The following is a 20,552-nucleotide window of genomic DNA, read 5'->3' as shown; positions in this document are numbered from 1 at the left end:
CGCGAATTCTAGTCGTATCTTTGAATCACAGAATTAAAGCACTCAAAAACAAATGAAAACAAAAACCCAAATCTTCAGCCTTTGCTTTTTAATTCCGCTTTTTATATTGCAGGCATGCGGGCAAAATGCAAAAAAACAAAATACCAAAACAGTTGTCATGGAAAACAAAATCACTAAACCCGGGAATCCTTATTATTCGAATACTGATACAACGAAACTAAACGTAACTGATGCCGAATGGAAAAAAGTATTACCGGAAGATGTTTATGACGTAATGCGTAATGCAGATACCGAAAGACCTTTTACAGGAAAATACTGGAATACAGACGAAAAAGGAACTTATTATTGCGCTTCATGTGGTAATAAACTTTTTAGATCCGGTGCCAAATTTGCAAGCAGTTGCGGATGGCCAAGCTTTTTTGAACAAGACAACAAAAAAAGCGTAGTATATAAAAATGATAACACACTGGGAATGGAGAGAATCGAAGCGCTTTGCGGACGTTGCGGTGGACATTTAGGACATTTATTTGATGATGGCCCTGAACCAACCGGAAAACGTTATTGCATGAATTCGATTGCACTTGACTTTGTTCCTGATACTAAATAATTAAGACTATAAGAAAATGAAAAATATATTTTTGATTTGCGTTTTGGCATTATCCCTGAACGGATTTGCACAAAGTGCTACAGCAAAAAACACTTCAAACTTTGAAACCATTACGCTGGGCGGAGGTTGTTATTGGTGTGTTGAAGCTGTTTATGAAAATCTTGACGGAGTAAAATCTGTAGTTTCCGGTTTTGCCGGAGGAAAAGTGGCAAACCCAACATATGAAGAAGTTTGCACCGGAACAACCGGTCACGCCGAAGTAGTTCAAATTACTTATGACAAAACAAAAACGGATATTAATGAAATATTCAAAGTTTTCTTTACCGTTCATGATCCTACAACTTTAAACCGACAAGGTGCGGATGTGGGAACACAATATCGCTCTGTGATTTTCTATAAAAATGCCGAACAAAAAAATGCTGCCACAAGCATCATTGCCGAATTAAACAAAGCAAAAGTCTACAGCAGTCCTATTGTGACAAAAGTAGAACCTTTTAAAACTTTTTATAAAGCCGAAGATTATCATCAGAATTATTATGCAAACAATAAAAGCCAGCCGTATTGCAAAATGGTAATCCAGCCGAAAATCGAAAAATTCGAAAAAGTCTTTAAAGACAAACTAAAAAAGAAATAGCAGACTTTACATTGGTTAATAGTAGTTGCCGTTCATGAAAATGAACGGTTTTTTTTTGTTATTTTGCCACGAATTTTACGAATTATCACGAATTAGAATTAAACATTATAAATAAAAAAATTAGTGGATTTTCGTGAAATTCGTGGCAAACTTTTTTCTACACTAGCAATTCATATTTTTTGTAATTTGCATTAATTAAAAAATCAAAATCAATCACCAAAAACCATCAAATGAAGCAATTATTATTATTCTTTGCCTTATTAATTACCACTTCACAAATTCGATCTCAGGAAAATTTACCAACAGATTATCTCTCAAAAGAATTTCATAAAGGGCGCAGAGAAGCTTTTAGAAATTTAATGCCGGCAAATTCTGTTGCCGTAATTTTTTCTTATCCTGAAAGAGTTTTTTCAAAAGATATCAATTATAATTTTCACCAAAATCCTGATATGTATTATTTATCAGGTTATAAAGAACCGGATGCCGTTTTATTTATTTTTAAAGAAACTCAGGCAACTGAAAAATACAACGAAATTCTTTTTGTCCGGGAAAAAAATGCTTCTCGCGAAATGTGGACAGGAAGACGTTTGGGAATTGAAGGCGTAAAATCTAAATTAGGAATTAACACTGTTTATAACGGAAAAGACTTTAAAGATTTTGTAATTGATTTAAAGAAATTCGACAAGGTAATTTATGACAAAATCCCAACCGATATTGGTAATGATAAAAGCGGATTTGATCTTTACGGATTATTAGACTCCTTTAAAACTAAAGCCGGAATTACAATTGAAGATAAAGCTTCGATAGATTTATTCACAAACATTACAAACTCACTTCGAGAAATAAAAACACCCGAAGAAATGGTTTTAATGCGTAAAACTATTCAGCTTTCCTGCATTGCCCATAACGAAGTCATGAAAGCAGTTGGGCCAGAGATGAGCGAAAACGAAGCTGACGGGATTCACGCTTACATTCACAGGCATTATGGTGCCGAAGGTGAAGGTTATCCGCCAATTGTAGGTGGCGGAGCAAATGGCTGCATTTTGCATTACGGAGAAAACAACTCCACAAAAATTGATAATCAGTTATTACTAATGGATGTAGGATCTGAATATCACGGTTATTCGGCTGATGTTACGCGAACAATTCCTGCTAACGGAAAATTTACCGAAGAACAAAAAGCCATTTATCAATTAGTTTATGAAGCGCAGGAAGAGGTTTTTAAAATTTGCAAACCCGGAACTCCAATCCAGAATTTGACCCAAAAATCAAAAGAAGTTGTTGCCGCGGGTTTAATCAAACTCGGTATTATTACAGATCCTAAAGATGTTAGAATTTATTATCCGCATGGCTGTTCGCATTTTCTGGGTTTAGATGTTCATGACAAAGGAAATTATATGGGCAATCTAAAAGAAAACATGATTTTAACTGTAGAACCGGGGATATATATTCCTGCAAACAGTAAATGTGATAAAAAATGGTGGAATATTGGTGTTCGTATCGAAGATGACATTGCTATAACAAAAGATTCCTATGAAAATCTATCTGTAGAATCTCCAAGAAAATGGCAGGATGTCGAGAAATTAGCGACTCAAAAAAGTACTTTCAACGAAATGAAATTCCCTAAAATATAATGTAGATATTGTCCGGCGAACCTCTATGTTCAAAAGCCAAAAAAAAATCATTAAACAAATGAAAAAATATTTATTTTTATTCCTTTTCACAATATTAACAGCTTGTAATAACCATAATAAAGAAGAAAAAGAGTTTAAAAAATCAATTAATAAAGAGAGCGTCAGCCCATCAATAGCAAAAACAAAATTTGGCAATAAGTCTATTTATGATTTAAAATTTATTACGATCAAAAACGTCTTAATCAATGATCATAGAGTAATATTGTCTAAAGTAGAATTTGAATCGATTTATACTCACATTGATTCTACAAAAACACGAATTTGGGAATGTGGAAGTCCGTTTGATTGGATAGACAGAGAATGGATGACTAAAACTTACGGAGAGGAAAATCGAGAAACAGGGGTATTTAGCAAATTTAATGGAGAAATAACAACAATATATAGTAAAAATATTGAGTTTGCCACCAATAACCATATCGTATTATTTGATACCGGCTTTGCTGATAATAATTCTTTTAAAATTATTTCACACAATATAATATTGAACAAAAATACCACATTAAATGAATTTAGAAGTAAATTCCCGAATTCAAAAATGGAAACTACAGAAAATCCAAACGAGGTAAGATTTAGGTTTTATTTAAAAGAATTAAATGACGATGCTTTTCTATTTTATTTTAAAGATGGAAAATTGAATTATTTTACTTTGTGGTGGCTTTTATGTTAAAATAAATCTTAACCCTAACTGAGATCAAAAATAAGATTGCATCTTAAAACCTAATTCAGTACCAGCTGCCAAAACATAATCTTTAATTTTATCGTACTTTGCATCCTTAATTCAATTTAAAAATGAAAGCACTTACCTTCTCAACTTTCGGAGATTCAAATGTTTTAGAATATATCGAAATTCCGAATCCTGTATTAAAAATCGATGAGATTTTAGTCGAAATGAAAGCCATCGGACTAAATTTTGCTGATGTTTACAGACGAAAAGGAAACTATCATTTAAAAGGAAATCCGCCTTTTATTGCGGGTTATGAAGGTGCCGGAATTATAGTCGACACAAACAATCATCCGGAATATAAAGTTGGTGATCGTGTGGCTTTCGCCGATGTTCCTTTTGCAAACGCAGAATTGGTTGCCGTTAATATAAAACATGTTCTCCCTTTACCTGAAGCCATTTCTTTTGAAACTGCAGCTTCGATATTATTACAAGGCTTAACAGCACATTATCTTGCAACAGATAGTCATAAAACAAGAAAAGGCGAAACGGTTTTAATTCATGCTGTTGCCGGCGGAGTTGGACAATTTCTGACCCAAATCAGCAAACTTTTAGGAGCGAATGTTATTGGTTTAACCTCATCGTCAGACAAAGCAAAAGTTGCCATTGAACAAGGTGCAGATCACGTATTTCTATATCACGAAGATTGGAAATCAGATCTATTTAAGATAATCCCAAATGGCGTTGATGTCGTTTATGACAGTATCGGAAGCACTTTAGCGGATAGTTTTGAAGTCACCAAAGAATGTGGGCAAGTCGTTTTCTTCGGAATGGCAGGTGGAGATCCTGAACCTGTAGATCCGAGAATGCTAATGGATACATCCAAAACTTTAACCGGTGGTGATTTATGGAGCTATTTAAATTCTAAAGAAGAAAGAATCAAAAGAGCAAATCAATTATTCAACTGGATTATTGATGGAAAAATTACACTTTCACAACCAACTTCCTTCAAATTATCTGAAGGTAAATTAGCGCATGATTATCTTGAAAGCCGAAAAAGTACGGGGAAAATTATTTTGATTCCGTAGAGAATAATCTGGGCTTAAAAATTTTAGTCGCAGTTTCCAGTCGCAGGTTTCAGTCGCAGTTTTCCCGCAAACTTGTCAATCTGTTTTCCGTGAGAAAACAAATATTTTTGATATGGTGTTTTTTTATCTTTCGCAGATTTTGCAGATTTTTATCCGCATTTTCGCTTTAGCGAATCCGTTTTATCCGCGTACTTCTCCACAATCCCTCTTGCGGTAAAATTCAATCCAGATTCTACAACTGATTTATTTCAATCTTTGTCAATTCAGACAATTGTAAAATCCTGCCGACATCCTCTTTTTTTGCCACAAAAAACAAATAATTATCTCCTTGCGTGTCGTACGTCATTAATTCAAGATCACGTTTTCCTAAAGCAGTTTGAATATATGGAAATAAATCATGACTATAGGTTTCTTCCGGATAGTTGAAATTAAGATCTTCGCCAATCATTTCTGAAATGAAATATTCTGCATCTTCGGGATCAAATTTCCAGTCGCTGTTCCAGCAATCTATACTTTCAAAAAATGCCCAATGCGCCTCAACCGATTCATGATAATTTTCTGGTCCTTTTTTAAAATTCTTTAACAATTTTTTGGACTCTTTTTTAGCGAATTTCTCATCAATATCTCCTCTTGAAACCAACTTAATAAATTCTTCAAAAGTCTCGACCGTAACTTCTTCGTCAAGCAATAAATTTTCATGAAATGGAAGTTCAACTCCTTCGGGAATTTCGATATTTAAGTATTGGCAAATTCCCTGCAAAACCTTTTCAAACTCTTTAAATCCTATTTTCTGAATATCAGTTTTTGGATCTTTTATATCAACAGATTGCGTTTCTAATATTCCTTTGGTATAATTTATAAAATGACCGCCACTATATAATATTTTGAAATCATTTGTTTCCAAGCTATTCGTGCAACAAAAAAAGATAACGAAATTATGCAAAACATGTTTCAGGTATTTTTTTACTTCCGGAGTTGGCTCTGTGTAAAACTGAATATGAATATAATCGAATTCTAATTCCTGAAGCATTTGTTCTTCCGTAACCGGTCCAATATCTATTTTTTTATACAATTCATTTAAAACTCCGTAAGCATTTTTTAAACCTGAATTCTTAATTTCATCTTGCGCTTCTTTATAATCAAATGAACCTGGAAATGAATACAAATTCACTAAAACTGTATCATGAATTCCCTGAATTTTAAATTCAAAATTGTTTATTTCATTGTATAATTTTGTGTATATAGCATCCATAACATCAAAAGACACTATAGATTTTGGATCATTATTTCTGCCAAATAAATTAGAAAAGAAGTCTTTCATAAATATTTTATTTTAAAGTTTCTGCAATCATCAAGGCACATTTTTCACCATCAATCGCTGCTGATATAATTCCTCCGGCATAACCTGCTCCTTCTCCGCAAGGATATAATCCTTTTATTTGTAAATGTTCGTAACTAATTGGATCTCTCGGGATTCTGACTGGAGATGAAGTTCTGCTTTCCGGTGCATGTAAAATGGCTTCATTAGTCAAATAACCACGCATTGATTTTCCAAATTCTGTAAAACCTTCGCGTAAAATCTGCGATAAAAATCCTGGAAAAACCTGTCCCATTTCAACCGAAGTTGTTCCGGGAACATACGAGGTTTTAGGGATATCTGCTGAAACTTTATCTTGAGTAAAATCGATCATTCTTTGCGCCGGAACTTTTTGAGTTTCTCCTGCCAAATGCCATGCTTTTTGTTCAATACTTTTTTGGAATTCCATTCCGGCAAGAGCGCCAAATTTTGCAAAAGGTTTAAAATCTTCCAATTTTAATTCGATTACAATTCCGGAATTTGCTGTAACCTGATCTCTTTTTGATGGCGACCAGCCGTTTGTAACTACTTCGCCAGGACTTGTCGCACAAGGCGCAATTACACCTCCGGGACACATACAGAACGAGTACATTCCGCGGCCGTTAACTTGTTTTACTATAGAATATGGCGCCGGCGGTAAATATTCAGCGCGATAATCACAACTGTATTGAATACTATCTATTAATTCCTGTGAATGTTCTGCACGAACTCCCAAAGCAAAAGGTTTCGCTTCGATAAATATTTTCTTTTTATCCAGTAATTCAAAAATATCACGCGCCGAATGTCCCGTAGCTAAAATCAATTTACTCGACAAAATTTTATCCCCATTCTGAGTAACGATTCCTTCTACTTCATTATTCTTTACCAGAATATCTGTTACTCGTGTATCAAATAAAACCTGTCCACCAAACTCGATGATTTTATTTCGAATATCTTCTATAATTTTGGGCAGTTTATTTGTCCCGATATGTGGATGCGCTTCTACCAAAATATCTTCGGAAGCACCAAAAGCGACTAAAAGTTCCAAAATTCTGGTTACATCGCCGCGTTTTTTAGAACGCGTGTATAATTTTCCGTCAGAATACGTTCCTGCTCCGCCTTCTCCAAAACAATAATTAGAATCTTCGTTTACTAAATGATCTACGTTTATTGCTTTTAAGTCACGACGGCGACCGCGAACATCTTTTCCGCGTTCTACTACAATTGGCTTTAAGCCCAATTCTATTAATTGCAAAGCCGCAAAAAGTCCTGCCGGACCTGCTCCAACCACAATGACTTCCTGAGCCGAAGAAACGTTCTTATATATAGGTAGCTCGATTTTAGTTTCCTGAAATGGCTCGCCCTGTAAATAGATAATTACTTTCAAATTGATTTTTATCGCTTTTTGGCGCGCATCAATGGATCGTTTTAAAATAGTAATATGTTGAATTTCCTTAGGAGAAACCTTTATTTGTTTAGACAAATAGTCTTTTAACAACAATTCGTTTGCTGCTATTTCTGGAGTTACCTGAAGTAAAAGTTCTCTTGGCATTTTGTTTTATTTATTCAATTAGCTTTTCTATTTATGAAAAGAAGATGCAAAAATAACATTTTGAACTGACTTTATATAATTAACCGCAAAGTACGCTAAGATTTTTAAAGGTATGGTTTTACAAAAACCCAAAGTTCGCAAAGCTTTGTGTTGATCCAGCTTTGCGAACTTTGGGTTTTCTATGTGTAAAGTAAAATTATATTTTAGCGTACTTTGCGTTTAATTAATAGCATTTTTTATCTTCTCAATAAAATCTATATTTAGCCACAGATTACTTAGATTATAAAAATCATTTAAAACCCGTTACACGCACTTCAGTGTGCCTCTATACAAAAAAACTCAGAATCTTAGCATCTCAGGAACTCATAACCTTTTTTTTAAAATAGACTTTGTACCTTTGTACCTCTCAACCTTTGTACCTCAAAAAAAATGTCTAGAAAAATAAAACTTATTTGGGATTTCCGTGGTCCGGCTTCTGAAAAAACAGCTGAACATCATGAAATTCATCTAAAAGAATATATTGCTATTGAAAAACTTCCAATAAATATTACGGGATTTAAAATCATAAACGAAATGCATGCGACCGCTTTTATGGTTGTCACCGATGAAAATATGATTCCCGTAAGAGATGCTTTGAAGCCGCATCGTGGAGAAATCTTTGAAGAGTAATCAGTCGCAGTTTTCTGTCACAGTTTACAGTTCTGACTGAGACTGTAAACTGAGACTGTACACTTTCTTTAATTCGCAACTTCGCTAATAAACTTGATTCGCATCAAGCGTAATTCGTCGATATCATAATCGCCATCAAATTCTTTAAGAGCGTCTTCGATTTTATCTGATTCTGATTCCATGAAGTAATCGTGAATTTCTTCTTGCTGATCTTCATCAAGCATATCATCAACCCAATATTTGATGTTTAGTTTTGTACCGGCATATACAATCATTTCCATTTCTTTGATTAAATTATCCATAGAAAGGCCTTTTGCAGAAGCAATATCTTTAAGGGATAATTTTCGATCTATATTTTGAATGATATATAATTTATTCGCAGAATTTACTCCAGTAGATTTCACTACTAAATCGTCTGGTCGAACGATATCATTATCTTCAACGTAACGATTAATTAAGGTAACAAATTCCCCACCGTATTTTTTAGCTTTTCCTTCACCAACTCCATGAATATTGAATAATTCAGTTAAAGTGATTGGGTATTTTAAAGCCATATCTTCAAGAGAAGGATCCTGAAAAACCACAAACGGTGGAACGCCAAGTTTTTTAGCTACTTTTTTACGCAGTTCTCGCAACATTCCCATTAAAACTTCATCTGCAGTTCCTGATGATTTTGCAGCGGTTACTATTGCTTCATCTTCGGATTCATTGTATTCATGATCTTCAGACATCATAAAAGAAACCGGATTCTCAATAAAGTCCAAACCTTCTTTGGTGATTTTCACCACACCATAGGTTTCAATATCTTTTGATAAATAGCCCGCCACTAAAACTTGTCGCAATAATGCCATCCAATATTTTTCGTCATGGCTGGAGCCTGATCCAAAAAACGATTGTATATCTGTTTTATGGGCTTTAATTACAGCATTGATACGACCAATTAAAGTAAATACAATTTCTTTTGACTTATAAATATGTTTGGTATCGCGAACAATTTCAAGCAATTTAACCGCCTGATCTTTGGCTTCAACTTTACTTTTAGGATTACGAACATTGTCATCCATATCTGCCCCTTCTCCGGTTTCACTGTCAAATTCTTCACCAAAATAATGCAGTAAAAATTTTCGGCGTGACATTGAGGTTTCGGCGTAAGCCACAACTTCCTGCAAAAGTGCAAAACCAATTTCCTGTTCTGCAACTGGTTTTCCGGACATAAATTTCTCCAGCTTTTCTACATCTTTATAGGAGTAATAAGCTAAACAATGCCCTTCGCCTCCATCACGTCCGGCACGACCAGTTTCCTGATAATAACTTTCGAGTGATTTGGGAATATCATGATGAATTACAAATCGAACGTCTGGCTTATCAATTCCCATCCCAAAGGCAATTGTTGCAACAACCACATCTACATCTTCCATCAAAAACATATCCTGATGTTTGGCGCGTGTTTTTGCATCTAAACCTGCATGATAAGGAACAGCGCTGATTCCGTTTACTTGTAAAACTTCGGCAATCGATTCAACTTTTTTACGGCTTAAGCAGTAAATAATTCCTGATTTGCCTTTGTGTTGTTTGATAAATCGAATAATATCCGATTCTATATTTTTAGTTTTTGTACGAACTTCGTAGTATAAGTTAGGTCTATTGAATGATGCTTTAAAAGTATTGGCATCAGACATGTCCAGATTTTTAAGAATGTCTTCCTGAACTTTTGGAGTTGCAGTTGCGGTAAGACCAATAATAGGCACCTGACCTAATTGTTTGATTATATTTTTTAGATTTCTATATTCCGGCCTAAAATCATGACCCCATTCTGAAATACAATGCGCTTCATCAATTGCGACAAATGAGATTGTAACACTTTGCAAAAATGCCACATATTCTTCTTTTGTTAAAGATTCCGGTGCCACGTATAAAAGTTTAGTCAATCCGGAAGTAATGTCTTTTTTAACTTGTGCAATTTCTGTTTTGGTAAGAGAGGAATTTAATACATGTGCAATTCCGTTTTCTGAAGAAAGGCTCCTGATCGCATCAACCTGATTTTTCATTAGAGCAATCAAAGGGGAAACAACGATAGCTGTTCCGTCCTGAATTAAAGCGGGTAATTGATAACAAAGGGACTTTCCACCTCCAGTTGGCATGATTACGAATGTATTAGTTTTACCTAAAATGCTCGTAATAACCTGCTCCTGCAAACCCTTAAATTGGCTAAAGCCGAAATACTTCTTTAATTCCTTGTGTATTTCAATTTCGTTTGAATTCATTCTTTATATTAATGGTATTTTGTATAAATTTGCAACACATAAAGATACAACTTTCTTTTATACATACAAATTTTAAATATTCTGTTTTGATCACAAAAGAAAATATATTGGCGATCGCCAAAAAAACAATACTCTCTGAAAGTGAAGCAATTACAAAGCTAATTGATTTTTTAGACGAAAATTTTTACGAAGCAACACAACGCATTTACGAAACCAAAGGTCGTTTGATCGTTACGGGCATCGGAAAAAGCGCGATTATCGCTCAAAAAATGGTTGCCACTTTTAACTCTACCGGAACGCCTTCTATGTTCCTTCATGCTTCAGAAGCCATTCATGGCGACTTGGGAATGATCCAAAAAGAGGATATCATCATTTGCATTTCGAAAAGCGGAAACAGTCCAGAAATAAAAGTTTTGGTACCATTATTAAAACGCTTCGGAAACATTTTAATTGCCATTACCGGAAATATAACTTCATCTTTAGCAAAAGGTTCTGACTATGTCCTGAACACAACTGTTGAAATGGAAGCTTGTCCGATAAATTTAGCACCAACAAATAGTACAACGGCACAACTTGTTATGGGTGATGCTCTTGCAGTTTGTTTAATGGAAATGCGCGATTTTAAGCCTGAAGATTTTGCCGTATATCATCCAGGCGGAGCTTTGGGAAAAAAGTTATTACTTCGTGTAAGGGATATGATCGAGCATTCGTTAAAACCTCAGGTTACTCCGGAAACTTCGGTTAAAAAGGTGATTTTTGAAATCTCAGAGAAAAGATTAGGCGTAACAGCCGTTATCGAAAATGATAAAATTATCGGAATTATTACTGATGGAGACATCCGAAGAATGCTAAATGACGTAGATACTATTGCTGACTTAACTGCAAGAGATATTATGTCAAGAAATCCAAAATTAGTATCTTCGGACACTATGGCGGTGGACGCCTTAAATATTTTAGAAGATTTTTCGATAACACAACTGATTGTGGCAGACAACGGCGAGTACAAAGGAGTATTACATTTACATGACATTTTAAAAGAAGGAATCGTATAATGGCAAAGAAAAACCTTGGCGAGATGTCATTTTTAGACCATCTTGAAGAATTAAGATGGTTATTAGTGAGAAGTACAATTGCAATTATGATAATGGCATTTGTTACTTATTTTATAAGTGATTATTTATTTGATGAAATTATTCTGGGACCAACAAGACCCAGTTTTTTTACCTATGTATGGTTTTGTGATTTATCACATCAGCTAGGTTTTGCTGATAGTATTTGTATCACTAAATTAAATTTCATTATTCAGAACACTGAAATGGAAGGTCAGGTAAATATCTTTGTATGGATGTGTATTCTGGCTGGTTTTATTCTGAGTTTTCCTTATATTTTATATGAACTTTGGAAATTTATTAGTCCGGCGTTGTATGAAAAAGAAAGAAAAAATGCTAAATTATTCATATTCACTTCTTCTCTACTTTTCTTCTGTGGCGTTATTTTTGGCTATTATATTGTAATTCCAATGTCGGTAAATTTCGTGGCCACTTTCTCTATTAGTGAAATGGTAGTAAATCAATTTACAATAGAATCTTATATGGGAATGGTAAAAACAAGTATTCTCGCTAGTGGATTATTTTTTGAATTGCCTATTATTATTTATTTCTTAACTAAACTAGGACTTGTAACTCCTGTTTTTTTAAGAAAATACTGGAAATATGCCGTCGTAATTATTTTAATTATTGCAGCAATCGTAACTCCTCCAGACGTTGTGAGCCAAACTATTGTTGCCATACCAATGTTGATTATCTACGAAATAAGTATCCTGATTTCGAGGATTGTTTATAAAAATAAATTAAAAGAAAGTGTAAATGTCTGATATCATACAAGAATTTAATGACTATCGTTCTAAAATGAACGAAAAATTACTAGCCGACAATAACAAAATTGTAAAGCGAATTTTTAATCTTGACACGAATGCATATGCAGCCGGAGCTCTTGATGTAAAAACAAAAGAACTTTTAGGATTAGTTGCTTCAGCAGTTTTGCGTTGTGATGACTGTGTAAAATACCACTTAGAAACCAGCCATAAAGAAGGTGTTACGAAAGAAGAAATGATGGAAGCAATGGGAATCGCAACTCTGGTTGGAGGAACAATTGTCGTACCGCATTTAAGAAGAGCTTATGAATTCTGGGAAGCTCTTGAAGAAGCTGAAACTAAATAATTGTTAATACGTTTATTTGTGGAATCGTTTATTCGTTAATTTGTACCGAATAAACGATTCTAACGTTTAAACGATTAAATCTAAAAAATGAAATTAAGAGCCGATAATTTAATCAAAACCTATAAAGGTCGCAGTGTTGTAAAAGGAATTTCTGTTGAGGTAAATCAAGGGGAAATTGTTGGGCTTTTGGGACCAAATGGTGCCGGAAAAACAACTTCATTTTATATGATTGTAGGATTGGTAAAACCAAATCAGGGAAATATTTATCTGGATGATTTGAATATTACAGATTATCCAATGTATAAACGTGCTCAACAAGGAATTGGTTATTTAGCACAAGAAGCTTCTGTTTTTAGAAAATTAAGTATTGAAGATAATATCTTAAGTGTTTTGCAATTGACTAAACTTTCAAAAGAAGAACAAGTTGCAAAAATGGAAAGTTTAATTGAAGAATTCAGCTTAGAACATATTCGCACGAACCGCGGAGATTTACTTTCCGGAGGAGAACGTCGTCGTACCGAAATTGCACGTGCATTAGCAACAGATCCAAAATTCATTTTATTAGATGAGCCTTTTGCGGGAGTTGACCCTGTTGCGGTTGAGGATATCCAGAGAATTGTTGCTCAGTTGAAAAATAAAAATATTGGGATTTTGATTACGGATCACAACGTTCAGGAAACTTTAGCAATTACTGATAAAACATACTTAATGTTTGAAGGAGGAATCCTGAAAGCCGGAGTTCCTGAAGAATTAGTTGAAGACGAAATGGTTCGTAGAGTTTACCTGGGTCAAAACTTTGAACTTCGTAAAAAGAAACTTGAATTTTAAAAAAGTTCTCACTCGCAGTCGCAGTTTTCAGCTTTTCAATTCGACTGAAAACTGCGACTGTGACTGAAAACTGAGACCGTGACTGAAAACTAAAAATCACTCGACAGTTATAAACTGCAATTGTTCTATATCTCCGTTGTAAATATTGACATCAACTCTGTTTTTGATTCCGGGCAAAGATGCTTTTTCTGTAAATTGCCAAAAAAGCCAATCATCTTCAATTCTTTCTCGGTAGAAATTATAGTTGGCAATCCAGAATAAATATTCTCCAAACTCTTCTTTCAAAAAATCAGCATAATACCGTTCGCCGGAATAAATTATTGGACGAACCTGATAATGTGCTTCGACTTTAGTCAGCCATCGTTTTAATCCTTTTTTCAAACTATCCAGAGATTGGTTCTTAGGCAATTTTTCGATATCTAAAACGGGTGGTAAATCTCCTTTTTGCAATTTAACTGTTTTTATAAAAAGATTTGCCTGCTCAATAGAATTTTCATTTGGACGATAATAATGATACGCTCCACGTATAATTTTATGTTCTTTTGCGCCTTCCCAATTTTTTTTAAATTGTCTGTCAACTCGATCATTTCCAGCTGTTGCGCGAACAAAAACAAATTGAACGGGATATTTTTCTTCTAAAATCTCCACTTCATCCCATTCTACTTTTCCCTGAAATTCAGATACATCAATTCCTATTACTTTTCCTTTATGATTTTTGAGAACCTGAATATTTCGAACATCAGAAAGGTGCTTATCAACCGCATCTTCATCTAAAACTTTACTTGATTTAAAGCCAAGATAATACGCCAGTCCATCACGATAATGATAAACTGCTGCGAATAAAATCAATAACAAAAAAGAGAATACAATAAACCGAATCATCTTACTGAAAACAGATCGGCCTGGTTGAGATTTGCGGGAATAAGAAGTTCGCCGCGTCGTTTTTTTTGCCATTCGGATAAAACTACTTTTTCAAAAACATATTATTGACAACCGATAATAACACATAAAATATTATGATTAACGGAATCGCTAAATATTGAAGCGTGATTACCAAAAGTAACGAAACTAATAAAAAAACTATTTGAAGGACATTATCCTTTACGGTGAATTTCTTGATTTTTAAGGCAAATAATGGAATTTCGGCATTTAAAATATAAGCGCTGCATAATGTAATTAGTAGTAAAACCCATTGATTCGTTAAAATTTCGAGCATCAATAAGGAATCCGAAAATTTCAATACTAAAGGTAAACTTAAAATAAAAAGTGCATTTGCCGGCGTTGGTAAACCAATAAACGAGTCGGTTTGGCGTGTATCAATATTAAAATTTGCCAATCGATAACAAGAACCCAAAGTTACTATAAATCCTAAAAACGGAATAGCAGGATTTGTTCCTAATTCATGTGCACTATTTAGAAACAAACTATACATAACAAAACCTGGAGCAACACCACTGGTTACCATATCTGCCAAAGAATCTAACTGTAAACCAAGCGGACTTGAAACTTTAAATAATCGCGCAAAAAAACCATCAAAAAAATCAAAAAAGATACCTAAACAAACAAAGTAAAAAGCCCATTCGTAATTAGATGAATCACCAGTTTCTAAAGCTTTAGAAATAAAAACAACGGCGATACAACCACAAAATAAATTGATTAATGTAATTAAGTTAGGGATGTGCTTTTTAATATTCATGTTTTATAGTTTTATTTTTGCAACGACAAATTTCGCATAATAACTGACAATTTATACCAATAGTATAAAAAACTTATACTATTTAATATAAAAAAATGCTGCCAATATAAAAATCAAAACCTGAAATGTGTTTTGAAGAGTTTTGCATTTAAAATTCTGACTTTTGCATTATTTATGAAAAGGAATAAATTTGCTGAGTAAAATATTATATTTTTGGTAAAAATTAAAACAGACTTCGGTTTGCTAAAAAATATCCGTTGAAGAAAATCTTTGTGCTTTTATTATTATGGAGTTTTACGCTACAATACGCGCAAGCCGTTCGGAAATATTCGAATGAGTTTATGAATATTGGTGTTGACGCTGCCGCATTAGGAATGTCGAGTGCCGTTGTTGCTTCTACAAATGATGTCAATTCTGTTTACTGGAATCCGGCTGGTTTGACCAATCTTGAAGACCATCAGATATCACTGATGCATGCGAATTATTTTGCAAATATTGCGCAATATGATTATATCGGATATGCAAGTCCCATTGATGATAGAAGTGCGTGGGGAATTTCGATGATCCGTTTTGGTGTTGATGATATTCTTGATACGACACAATTAATCGACAATCAGGGAAATATTGATTACAACAGAATCAGTTTATTTTCGACGGCTGATTATGGTTTTACTTTTTCGTACGCCAGAAAATTACCTGTTGAAGGACTTCAATATGGGGTAAACGCAAAAATAATCAGAAGAATTATTGGAAAATTTGCGAATTCGTGGGGATTTGGTTTTGATGTTGGACTTCAATTTGAACGAAACAACTGGAAGTTCGGCTTAATGCTTCGCGATATTACAACTACTTATAATGTCTGGAATATTGATGAAGAAGAATATGCAAAAATTGCGAATGCTATTCCGGGAGAAAATAATGAATTACCTGAAAGTACCGAAATAACGTTACCAAAAGCCCAACTAGGAGTATCGAGAAAATTTGAATTCCATAATGATTACAGCCTTTTAGTAGCTACTAACCTGAATATGCGTTTTGAACAAACTAACGATATTATTTCTACGAAAGCAGTTAGTATTGATCCTGCCGTAGGATTTGAATTTGGATATACTGATCTTGTATTTTTAAGAGCAGGAGCAGGAAATTTCCAGAATGTAACGCAATTAGATAATACTGAAAAAGTTAATTTCCAGCCTAATATAGGTTTAGGATTTAAATACAAAGGCGTTCAGGTTGACTACGCTTTAACTGATTTAGGAAATCAAAGTACTGCCTTGTATTCCAATATATTCTCTTTGAAAGTAGATTTAGGTATCTTTAGATAAAATTACAACACCATAAACTTTTTAAAATTTTAAATTATGAAAAATGTCATTTTCAAAAAAACACTTTTTAGTTTACTATTATTACTAAGTTTCATGGGCTTTAGCCAAAGTTTGCCTTTATCGAAAGACGCAAAAATCAGCGTGATTACCTGCGGATTAGGAAATGAAACCTATTCTTATTTTGGGCATACTGCAATTAGGGTCGCTGATCCTGCAAATAATATTGATGTCGTATATAATTATGGAAATTTTGATTTTAGGACTCCAAACTTTGTTGCCAAATTTGCGAAAGGAGATTTAGATTATTTTGCAGTTGTAAGCTCTTATTCTGATTTTCTAAACGATTATAACTACGAAAAAAGAAGTGTTCTTGAGCAGGAATTAATTATTCCTCAAGATTCAAAACAGAAGCTTTTTGATAATTTAAATAGTTCCTTACTTCCGGAAAACCGATCTTATACTTATAAATTTATTGATAAAAACTGTACTTCAATGGTGGTAAATGTCATCAATTTGAGTTTAGGAGAAAACGTAATTGTAAAAAAAGGAGAAACAGATAAAACCTACCGCTCTATTTTATTCCCTTATTTTGATGGACATTTTTATGATCAACTGGGAACAAGTATCATTTTTGGAACAAAAGTAGATCAGTCAGGAACTAAAATTTTCCTGCCTTTTGAATTAAAAAACAGTTTAGAAAAAACCTCTTACCAAAATCATCCTTTAGTTGATAAAACTAAAACGCTGCTTAACTTTGAAAAAGAAACACCCGGTTCATGGTGGAATAATATTTACACTTATCTATTTATTCTTGGATTTGTTGTTTTAGCACACAACAAAATAGTGGACAAAATCTATCTTTTGATATTGTCTTTAATAGGTTTATTTTTTGTTTTGATGGGATTTTATTCGTTTCACCAAGAACTGGCGATGAATTATAATGTACTTTTATTTAGTCCGTTATTATTGATTTTGATTTTTCTATCTATAATAAAAAACAAAAGATGGACGTATCGATTTGCCGTTTTACATTTGCTTTTCCTGATCGTTTACGCCATTTTCATGATCAACAAAGCGCACTTTTTTATTGTGCTGCCTATGATGATAACAAGCGGATTTGTTTTAGTAAGAGTAGCAATTCGAAATAAAAAACGTATCCCGATTATTATCTAATTATTGCCCGCGGTAAAATAATACGGTAGTAATGGTTTTGAAAGTAATACTCAAATCCAGAAATATGCTTCGGTGTTTGATGTAATATAAATCGTATTGCAATTTTATCAAACTCTCTTCAATAGATTCTCCATAAGAATAATTTACCTGCGCCCAACCGGTAAGTCCTGGTCGAATAACATGCCTAGTTTCATAAAAAGGCATTACACGGGCTATTTCCTCAACAAAAAATGGTCTTTCGGGTCTTGGCCCAATAACTGCCATATCTCCTATTAAAACATTAAAAAACTGAGGTAATTCGTCTATTCTTGACTTACGCATCATTTTCCCAAAAGGAGTTATTCGTCTATCATTTGAAGTCGCAAAAACAGCACCGTTTGCTTCTGAGTTTTCGACCATTGTTCTAAACTTATATATTTTGAAAATGATTCCGTTTTTGCCCACACGTTCCTGAGTGTAAAACAATGGTCCTTTGTTTGCAAAAAAGTTTGCAATAAAAATTAATGGAATAAAAACAGCGCAAATTAATAAACCTGTAACCGAAAAGAAAAACTCCATAGACCGCACTAAAAACAGGTAAAGTCTATTGCTATTACTTCGGCTAAAGGGGAAAAAGCGATAAAAATCTCTTGCAATATATTGTACAGGAATACGCTGGGTTTTACTTTCATAAACCTGCGTATATTCACGAATGACATTTCCTGATTCTAGCAAATGAAGTAATTGCTGGTATAAATCAGCCGTAATTCCGTCTGTTTTTTGAGAAGCGATTACAATTTCAGAAACCTGATTTTTGATTACAAAATCTTCAAAATCATTCTTTTTAATTTCTTTTACATAATGAAAATCCAAATCTTCTTTAGAAACTGAATCTGAATTGACAAAACCAATGATTTTATAATGAGGATCTACACTTTCTAATCCTAAAACTAATTCTTCAACTTGATTTTGGTCGCATATCAAAACAACATTTTGAGAAAAACGATGTGATGCCAGAAAGTAAACATAAAATAAACGCCAAATCAATAATGTACCCAATATAGAAAAATAGAATATAAATATAATGAGTCGTTGTTTAGGTAATTCAGGAGACAAAATTGGAGTAAACAAATAAGCTAAACTGGTAGCCGTAGTAGTAAATATGACACTTTGAAGAATCTGAAGCTGATTACTTGCAACCTGCAAATTATACATTTCAAATATAACTCCAAAAATATATACATAACTAAGAAGTAAAACAATGCTAAAAAAATTACCTGAGTCAAAAACAAAGTAATTATAATTAAATATTAAACTTAATATATATAAGGCTGATAAAATAAAAATGGCATCAAAAACAAGAAGTAATATTCTTCTTTCCGAAATTTCGAAGTGCATTTTGTTGTTAGAAAACATTTATTCAATTGGTTTAGGGGCTTAAACTTGAGGCAAATGTATTATAAAAAATGAGACTTAGTCTACAGAATTTTCTACTTTTTCAGGAATTTTCACCTGTACTAAAAGAAGAGATAAGCCGTACACAAAAGCTGGGGCTGCAATACGCATAGCGGCATGATTTATAGTCAACATCCAAAAGACAAAAAAGGAAAAAAAATACAAATGTTGCCTATTATTGACATAAATAATAATAGGAGTTATAAAAAGTAATACCAAACCAAAAATCCCAAATAAGCCATGTTCACTTAACATACGCGTAATTTCATTATGTGAAGCTGAACTATCACCAAATTTTTCTTTTCGGATTTCTTTTCCCATTCCGGCTCCGATTCCCATAATAGGGTTATCCATAAAAATAGAAAGCTCTTCGCCCATTATTTCTTCCCGACCGCCTAAACGATCTTTTTTTGTTCTTCCTGAAGCATCCTGATTTGCATATCGTTTTTCTATAAGACCGTTAGTTTGTAACGAGGAATACGTCCAAACACCAATTCCCATTAAACCTGTTAGAATAAAAACCCATACAAACTTACTTTTACCTTTGGCATTTGAAAAAAGATATAATAACGACAATAAACAAACAATCATCACTACAGCTGTTATAACTCCTCCTCTTGAAAAAGTTACAATTCCTCTATAGGTGATAAAAATCACTAACATTCCATTTAAAATCATTATTTTTTTTGACTTAGAAAATAGAAGTAATTGAGTAAAGAAAACAAATATCCCTAATCCTAAAATAGTCGATACCTGATTTGGGCCAAATCCTCCAGAAGTTTCAAAATTCGATTGGGTTCCAGTTACGACATCTCTAACGCTGGGATTATATAAAAATAAATATATTGCTGTGCTTAATATTGGCAACGCCATTGCAACTAATATATTTTGTAAATCCGAAAATAATATTTTTCTCCTAAACATATAGATAGAAGAAATTGCCAGACATACCGGACCTGATAAATTAAAGACCAAAGACTTTTTTATATCAACAGACGGATTAAAAACTGTAGCTGTAATTAAAATACCGGGAATTAACAAAATTAGAAAAAACCAATATATAAATGCATTTGTAGAAAAATTACTATACATCATCCCCAAAAGCATGAAAAAAATCACTCCAAACTTTACATATTCATTATTAAAATTACCTCCGGTCATTCTTAAAAAAACCTCTACTCCAACTAAATAAGCAGCAATTAAAAGAACCTCATTATTTTTATTTTTAGTTCTATACACAATATAAAATCCAACAACAGGAATTAAAAGCGCATATATCTTAGACAAAAAAGGAGCTACAAAAACGACTAAAGCAATTACTGCATGAATTAATAGCAGGACACTATAAGACAATTTTATGTTTTTCATTTTT

The 20,552-nt window shown here is 33.4% G+C and carries 19 protein-coding genes; 12 read left to right on the top strand and 7 right to left on the bottom strand.

The features are described 5' to 3' along the window. The first annotated feature begins 52 nt into the window (after window positions 1-52). The 5 genes from msrB to ACHRVX_RS17335 all read left to right on the top strand — a co-directional run bounded on the left by msrB (window position 53) and on the right by ACHRVX_RS17335 (window position 4,684). The gene (gene msrB, locus ACHRVX_RS17355) at window positions 53-607 is read left to right on the top strand and encodes a peptide-methionine (R)-S-oxide reductase MsrB (RefSeq protein ID WP_213300252.1); all 555 of its coding nucleotides are present in this window, start codon (window positions 53-55) and stop codon (window positions 605-607) included. 16 nt (window positions 608-623) lie between these two features. Continuing rightward, window positions 624-1,241 carry a peptide-methionine (S)-S-oxide reductase MsrA gene (gene msrA / locus ACHRVX_RS17350; protein ID WP_395334433.1) on the top strand — a complete coding sequence of 206 codons (618 nt, stop codon included), beginning with the start codon at window positions 624-626 and terminating at the stop codon, window positions 1,239-1,241. Window positions 1,242-1,471: 230 nt separating this feature from the next. Then, window positions 1,472-2,875, top strand: coding sequence for an aminopeptidase P N-terminal domain-containing protein (locus ACHRVX_RS17345; protein WP_395334431.1), 1,404 nt, complete (start codon window positions 1,472-1,474; stop codon window positions 2,873-2,875). Between the two features lie 58 nt (window positions 2,876-2,933). Then, a complete protein-coding gene (locus tag ACHRVX_RS17340) occupies window positions 2,934-3,602 on the top strand; it encodes a hypothetical protein (protein WP_395334429.1) in 669 nt (222 codons plus the stop codon). Window positions 3,603-3,724: 122 nt separating this feature from the next. Continuing rightward, the gene (locus ACHRVX_RS17335) at window positions 3,725-4,684 is read left to right on the top strand and encodes a quinone oxidoreductase family protein (protein ID WP_395334427.1); all 960 of its coding nucleotides are present in this window, start codon (window positions 3,725-3,727) and stop codon (window positions 4,682-4,684) included. 232 nt (window positions 4,685-4,916) lie between these two features. On the opposite strand, the gene ACHRVX_RS17330 is transcribed toward ACHRVX_RS17335, so the two are convergent. Further along, window positions 4,917-6,005: a hypothetical protein gene (locus tag ACHRVX_RS17330; protein ID WP_395334425.1), complete on the bottom strand. Its 1,089-nt coding sequence runs from the start codon at window positions 6,003-6,005 to the stop codon at window positions 4,917-4,919. 7 nt (window positions 6,006-6,012) lie between these two features. Continuing rightward, window positions 6,013-7,572, bottom strand: coding sequence for an NAD(P)/FAD-dependent oxidoreductase (locus ACHRVX_RS17325; RefSeq protein ID WP_395334423.1), 1,560 nt, complete (start codon window positions 7,570-7,572; stop codon window positions 6,013-6,015). A gap of 429 nt (window positions 7,573-8,001) precedes the next feature. Here ACHRVX_RS17325 and ACHRVX_RS17320 point away from each other — a divergent pair, with 429 nt between their 5' ends. Beyond that, window positions 8,002-8,241 carry a hypothetical protein gene (locus tag ACHRVX_RS17320; protein ID WP_395334421.1) on the top strand — a complete coding sequence of 80 codons (240 nt, stop codon included), beginning with the start codon at window positions 8,002-8,004 and terminating at the stop codon, window positions 8,239-8,241. A gap of 68 nt (window positions 8,242-8,309) precedes the next feature. Here the strand turns inward: ACHRVX_RS17320 and recQ are convergent, their stop codons facing one another. Then, entirely contained in the window at window positions 8,310-10,505 is a 2,196-nt protein-coding gene (gene recQ / locus ACHRVX_RS17315) for a DNA helicase RecQ (RefSeq protein WP_395334419.1), read from the bottom strand. Window positions 10,506-10,591: 86 nt separating this feature from the next. On the opposite strand from recQ, the gene ACHRVX_RS17310 reads away from it, so the two are divergent. From ACHRVX_RS17310 to lptB, 4 genes are all read left to right on the top strand, one after another. Then, complete coding sequence (locus ACHRVX_RS17310; RefSeq protein WP_395334417.1) at window positions 10,592-11,557, top strand: SIS domain-containing protein; 966 nt, start codon at window positions 10,592-10,594, stop codon at window positions 11,555-11,557. Further along, window positions 11,557-12,378: a twin-arginine translocase subunit TatC gene (tatC, locus tag ACHRVX_RS17305; protein WP_395334415.1), complete on the top strand. Its 822-nt coding sequence runs from the start codon at window positions 11,557-11,559 to the stop codon at window positions 12,376-12,378. The genes ACHRVX_RS17310 and tatC overlap by 1 nt, the downstream gene beginning before the upstream one ends. Then, window positions 12,371-12,724, top strand: a complete 354-nt coding sequence (locus ACHRVX_RS17300; protein WP_394775060.1) for a carboxymuconolactone decarboxylase family protein — start codon at window positions 12,371-12,373, stop codon at window positions 12,722-12,724. Before tatC ends, ACHRVX_RS17300 begins: the two co-directional genes overlap by 8 nt. A gap of 87 nt (window positions 12,725-12,811) precedes the next feature. After that, window positions 12,812-13,552, top strand: coding sequence for an LPS export ABC transporter ATP-binding protein (lptB, locus tag ACHRVX_RS17295; RefSeq protein ID WP_095952286.1), 741 nt, complete (start codon window positions 12,812-12,814; stop codon window positions 13,550-13,552). Between the two features lie 96 nt (window positions 13,553-13,648). Here lptB and ACHRVX_RS17290 read toward each other — a convergent pair whose 3' ends face one another. Further along, the gene (locus ACHRVX_RS17290) at window positions 13,649-14,506 is read right to left on the bottom strand and encodes a glycoside hydrolase family 25 protein (protein WP_395334412.1); all 858 of its coding nucleotides are present in this window, start codon (window positions 14,504-14,506) and stop codon (window positions 13,649-13,651) included. A 10-nt stretch (window positions 14,507-14,516) separates the two neighbouring features. Beyond that, window positions 14,517-15,248, bottom strand: a complete 732-nt coding sequence (locus ACHRVX_RS17285; RefSeq protein WP_395334411.1) for a CDP-alcohol phosphatidyltransferase family protein — start codon at window positions 15,246-15,248, stop codon at window positions 14,517-14,519. Window positions 15,249-15,589: 341 nt separating this feature from the next. On the opposite strand from ACHRVX_RS17285, the gene ACHRVX_RS17280 reads away from it, so the two are divergent. Both ACHRVX_RS17280 and ACHRVX_RS17275 read left to right on the top strand, forming a co-directional pair. Then, entirely contained in the window at window positions 15,590-16,573 is a 984-nt protein-coding gene (locus tag ACHRVX_RS17280) for a PorV/PorQ family protein (RefSeq protein WP_213300917.1), read from the top strand. Window positions 16,574-16,609: 36 nt separating this feature from the next. Then, window positions 16,610-17,746: a DUF4105 domain-containing protein gene (locus ACHRVX_RS17275; protein WP_395334408.1), complete on the top strand. Its 1,137-nt coding sequence runs from the start codon at window positions 16,610-16,612 to the stop codon at window positions 17,744-17,746. Here the strand turns inward: ACHRVX_RS17275 and ACHRVX_RS17270 are convergent, their stop codons facing one another. After that, window positions 17,747-19,141 (bottom strand): sugar transferase, encoded by a 1,395-nt coding sequence (locus ACHRVX_RS17270; RefSeq protein WP_395334406.1) that lies wholly within the window; start codon window positions 19,139-19,141, stop codon window positions 17,747-17,749. Window positions 19,142-19,198: 57 nt separating this feature from the next. Beyond that, the gene (locus ACHRVX_RS17265) at window positions 19,199-20,548 is read right to left on the bottom strand and encodes an O-antigen ligase family protein (protein ID WP_395334404.1); all 1,350 of its coding nucleotides are present in this window, start codon (window positions 20,546-20,548) and stop codon (window positions 19,199-19,201) included. Window positions 20,549-20,552 lie beyond the last annotated feature (4 nt).

It is taken from the genome of Flavobacterium sp. FlaQc-47 (assembly GCF_044006475.1).
Lineage (GTDB): Bacteria > Bacteroidota > Bacteroidia > Flavobacteriales > Flavobacteriaceae > Flavobacterium.
Note: the sequence above shows the minus strand (reverse complement) of the source record. Positions and strands in the feature narration are given on the sequence as shown.